Consider the following 4827-nt stretch of genomic DNA (forward strand, 5'->3'; position numbering starts at 1 on the left):
GCACGGCTTTAACTTCTCGCGCAGTCGCATCGAACGCATCGGAGCGGCGGAAGGAGGGCGTTTCAAACGTCGGCTCGCCCTCGTTGCGCGCGAAATAATTGGCGACTTCAATGCCATACTGCTGGCCCCAAACCGCGCCCATGTCGGAAAAAATGTCATACATCGGTGTCGTGCGGAACGGGCGCGCGGCAGGCAGTTCTTCATTCGGGTAGCTGACGGAAAAGCGTTTTTGGTAATTTTCGATGACCTTTGGCAACGTGTAGCCTGGCGTGATCCAATCGCCAAACCGCGCCACATCCATCGCCATTGTATCGCGTTCGGTTTCGCCCTCGATCATCCATTGGGCCAGCATCAGGCCAACGCCGCCCCCTTGCGAGAACCCTGCCATGACCCCGCACGCTGACCAGTAATTACGCATGCCCGGCACAGGGCCAACCAACGGATTGCCATCAGGGGCAAAAGTGAAGGGACCGTGAATGACCGACTTGATCCCAGCCGTTTCCAGAACGGGAAAGCGTTTGTAGGCAAAATCGATGCTGTCTTCGATCTTGTCATAATCATCGGGCAGCAATTCATGGCCAAAGTCCCACGGCGTGCCATCGACAGCCCATGGACGACAGGGCTGTTCATAAAATCCGATACATAATCCACGTCCTTCTTGGCGCAAATAGCTTTCGCCAGCAGGGTCCATCACATGGGGATGCTCGCTGTCCATATTGTAGATGTCGGGAATGTTATCGGTGACAATATACTGATGCTCCATCGGGTGCAGCGGCAGGTAGACGCCGGCCATCGCCCCAACTTCGCGTGCCCAGAGACCGCTGGCATTTACAATGTGTTCTGCGTGGATCGTGCCCTTGTCCGTGACCACATCCCACGTGCCATCGCTGCGCTGATTGGTTTCCAGCACTTTACAATGGGTTTCAATCGTAGCGCCACCCATGCGCGCGGCCTTGGCATAGGCGTGGGTCGTACCAGATGGATCAAGGTGTCCATCGAGCGGATCATAAAGCGCGCCAAGGATTCCGTCGGTATTGGTGACAGGGGCGATCTTTTTGATCTCTTCAGGGCCAACAATTTCGGTCTCAAGCCCCATGTAGCGATGCTTGGCGCGCTCCGCGAGCAGCATATCGAAACGCTCTTGGTTGTCCGCAAGGGTCACACCGCCCACATGATGAAGGCCGCATGACATGCCTGTGATCTCTTCGAGTTCTTTATAAAGCTTGATCGTATAGCCCTGCAGCGCGGCCATATTCGTGTCGCCATTGAGCGTGTGAAACCCACCCGCCGCATGCCACGTGGAACCAGATGTGAGTTCAGAGCGCTCAAGAAGCATCACGTCGGACCAGCCAAGTTTGGTCAGGTGATAAAGAACGGAGCATCCAACAACGCCGCCGCCAATGACTGCTACTCTGGTGGTGGTCTGCATCTTATTCTCCTTCTGGACAGTGGTTGTATAAACTGTTCAAGAAAAATGCTCTCTGTCATTGCTTGTTTGCGACATTCTTTGACGCATATAGCAGAAATGTTCGCGCGCTGTAGGACGGGACACCATGGAGGCGCTCGAGGTTCGAACAAGAACGCGCTGGCCCATTTCTTAATGATTGTATCATTTTCATCGACTCCATTTTTATTGTGGCGGCCGATTTTGCTAAAGTGACTTTCGAAAACCTTAACGAAAACAATGCCATGGACGGAAAAATCTGTTTGACGAAGAGAATTAAGTACAGGAAGTGGCACCGAGGGCAATTTGATAAGGATACCGTCTTTTGTTCGTTCCTTTTTCTGATGTCCGTTAAACTATTTGTGGTTGTATTTCCCTCGGATATTGCTAACTTTTAAGGTGTTTAGAGTTTAACGGTTTCCAATTATGCTAATTTTTTCCCTTTTTTTTGTAGCCGGCTTGACCGCAATGTTCTCAGTGGATTTGTTTTCGAACGGCAACGAGAACTCCGAAGACGACAATGAAATGTCCCCGGTCGATCCCGAAGACGCAGAGCACGGCGAAGGCGATCTGTTAACGGACATTCTGGAAGAAGATGCCGAAGATGAGTCTGCCCCCGAGAATGAGGAAGATGAACCAGACCCCAGAGGATGGGAAGACGATAGTCTTCTTGTGTCGGTAGACGGTGCCCCAGCGGAATATGTTGCTTTTGATGAGTTTGAAGGAACTGATGCTGACGAAACGGTGGTTACAAATCTAGCTGATGATGTCGGTCAACATATTGAGCTTGGGGATGGCGATGACGTTGCGGAGATCGCGATTGGGGATAGCGTCGATGTTAATTCCGACCTTGGTTATTACTCTGACGATCCCGAAGCTAACGAAGAGGGGGGCGATCGTGTTCTGATCAGACTCGATGATCGAGGGTTAGAAAATGCGCCATCTTCATTCACTACAAATGTAAATGATCTCACAGCATTGGACAGTAGCGAATTTGGCGAAGATGACTTTCTCCACATAGAAGCCGATCCTGACGTCGAGGGTGAGTTATATGTTCGTTTTTCTCGAACGGAGGATGCATTTAGAGGGGGGCCGAGTGGTTTTGGGATCGGGTATGATGACTATCACGCGACGGTGTTTTTTGTGCCTGATGGTGTGGAGCTGCCAGAAAATCTCAATAACCTTCATGATTACCCCGAGTATCTTTATTCGTACGGCATGAGTGATGAAGAGATCGAAGGCGAACTTTCCGGAATAAAGGCTGTTGCCAAGATTTACTTGGGTTTTTCACACTCTTCATATCATGATAGTTTCAATGACTTGTCGAACGGTGAGCCGCCGCATCCTGCAGAGCGACACGTCAGCGACGGCCCTCAACTTACCTCAAATCTGACCATCAATTTTATCGAGCCATCTAGTCGTTACGATCTTCCAGCTTAACACAGCGGACGTGCACTCGCGCAAAATAACTGCTTCTCGGTTTTCTCAGGCGACAAATGGTGTCGTTTTTTGGCTATAACATCTCAAATTCAGGTCTAACCTGATTGGAGGTAAGTCAAAGGAGAATACCCTTGCGCAGTTCAGCACAGGCAGTTGTCATCGGCGGCGGGGTGATCGGCTGCTCCATTTTATACCACTTGGCCAAGCTCGGTTGGTCCGATGTGGTGCTTCTTGAGCGCGATGAATTGACGTCAGGTTCGACCTGGCATGCGGCTGCAAATATTCACGGGCTGCACGACAGTACCAATATTTCACGCATTCAGCACTATACAATGAACCTCTATAATGCGCTTGAGGAAGAGACGGGGCAATCCTGTGGTGTGTTCCAACCCGGCTCGCTCTACCTCGCGCAGACGGACGCGCGCGTGCATCAGCTGCGTTTGCAAGCGGCTAAGGCCAAGCTCTACGGGATGAATTTCTACGAAATTTCCATCGAAGAGGCGAAAGAGCTGAACCCGATGGTAAATTATGATGGCATCAAATGCGTGATGTATGAACCCGACGGGGGCAATGTTGATCCCTCGGGCGTGACCAATGCCTATGCTGTCGGCGCGCGGCAACGCGGTGCAGAAATCATGCGTTTTACGCCCGTAACAGGGACAGAGCCGCAAGAGGATGGTTCGTGGATTGTTAAGACGCCAAAGGGCGATATTCACACGCAATGGGTAGTGAATGCTGCGGGTCTTTGGGGGCGCGAGGTGGCGGCGATGGCTGGTCTGACTTTGCCACTACAGCCGACCGAGCATCAGTATTTTGTGACCGAGAGCATGCCAGAGGTCGAAGCTATGAATCGTCGTTTGCCCTCTGTTTCGGATCGAGACGGCGAATATTATCTGCGCCAAGAGGGGCAGGGTTTACTGGTCGGTGCTTATGAAAAGGACATGAAATTCTGGGCTGAGGACGGCACGCCGCTCGATTTTGCCCATGATTTGTTTCCTGACGATCTGGAACGCATCGAAGACAACATGATGAACGCGATTGAGCGGGTTCCGGCTGTTGCGACAGCAGGGATCAAACGCGTCATCAACGGGCCTATGATCTGGTCGCCCGATTCAAACGTGTTGTTCGGACCGGTGCCGGAACTCGATAACTACTTCTGTTGCAACGGAATTATCCCAGGCTTCTCGCAGTCTGGTGGCATGGGCCTGATGGCTGCGCAGTGGATGATCGAGGGGGAAACCCAATACGATATGTTCGGCTGGGACATCGCGCGATTTGATAGCTGGGCCGACAAAGCCTTTACCAAGGCGCGGGTCGAAGACAGCTATTCCCATCGTTTTGCGATCCATTTCCCCAACGAGGAACGCGCCGCAGGACGCCCCGCGCGTATGCGGCCCGCGTATGAAATGCAAAAGGAACGTGGCGCTGTGTTCGGCCTGAATGCGGGATGGGAACACCCCCTATGGTTCGCGGATCATGAGGGCGCTCAGGATACCAACGGGTTTACGCGCCAGAATTGGTGGGGGCCTGTCGGCGAGGAATGCAAGATGCTGCGCGCAAATGCGGGCATCATCGATATCTCGAACTTTGCGAAATATATCTGCAAGGGCGAGGGTGCGGCGGACTGGCTCAACGCGGTCTTTGCCAACAACATGCCAAAGGCCGTTGGGCGCTCTTGCCTGACGCCATTGATCGGCAAACGCGGTGGCATTGCAGGCGATTTCACCGTGACCAAACTGGCTGAGGATGAATTCTGGATTATCGGGTCTGGAATGGCGGAACGTTATCACAAACGGTTCTTCAAACAGGTGCCGCTGCCAGAGGGTACGATTTTCGAAAGTCGAACAAACGAGATTTGCGGGTTCAACGTGGCGGGACCAAAGTCACGCGACATGCTGCAACGGCTGACCAACGCCTCGCTCGCGACGGAGGATTTTCCGTTC

General features: G+C 52.6%; 3 protein-coding genes. 2 read left to right on the forward strand and 1 reads right to left on the reverse strand.

The window, feature by feature from the left end:
* Nucleotides 1-1429, reverse strand: a 1429-nt coding sequence (locus ABJQ89_RS20475) for an FAD-dependent oxidoreductase (protein WP_348498004.1), incomplete at its 3' end; no start/stop codon positions are given.
* Nucleotides 1430-1870: 441 nt separating this feature from the next.
* On the opposite strand from ABJQ89_RS20475, the gene ABJQ89_RS20480 reads away from it, so the two are divergent.
* Complete coding sequence (locus ABJQ89_RS20480) at nt 1871-2884, forward strand: hypothetical protein (protein WP_348498005.1); 1014 nt, start codon at nt 1871-1873, stop codon at nt 2882-2884.
* Nucleotides 2885-3015: 131 nt separating this feature from the next.
* Nucleotides 3016-4827: FAD-dependent oxidoreductase (locus tag ABJQ89_RS20485; RefSeq protein WP_348498006.1), on the forward strand; the 1812-nt coding region annotated here is incomplete at its 3' end.

This window comes from Planktotalea sp. (assembly GCF_039984035.1).
In the GTDB taxonomy this organism is placed as follows: domain Bacteria; phylum Pseudomonadota; class Alphaproteobacteria; order Rhodobacterales; family Rhodobacteraceae; genus Planktotalea.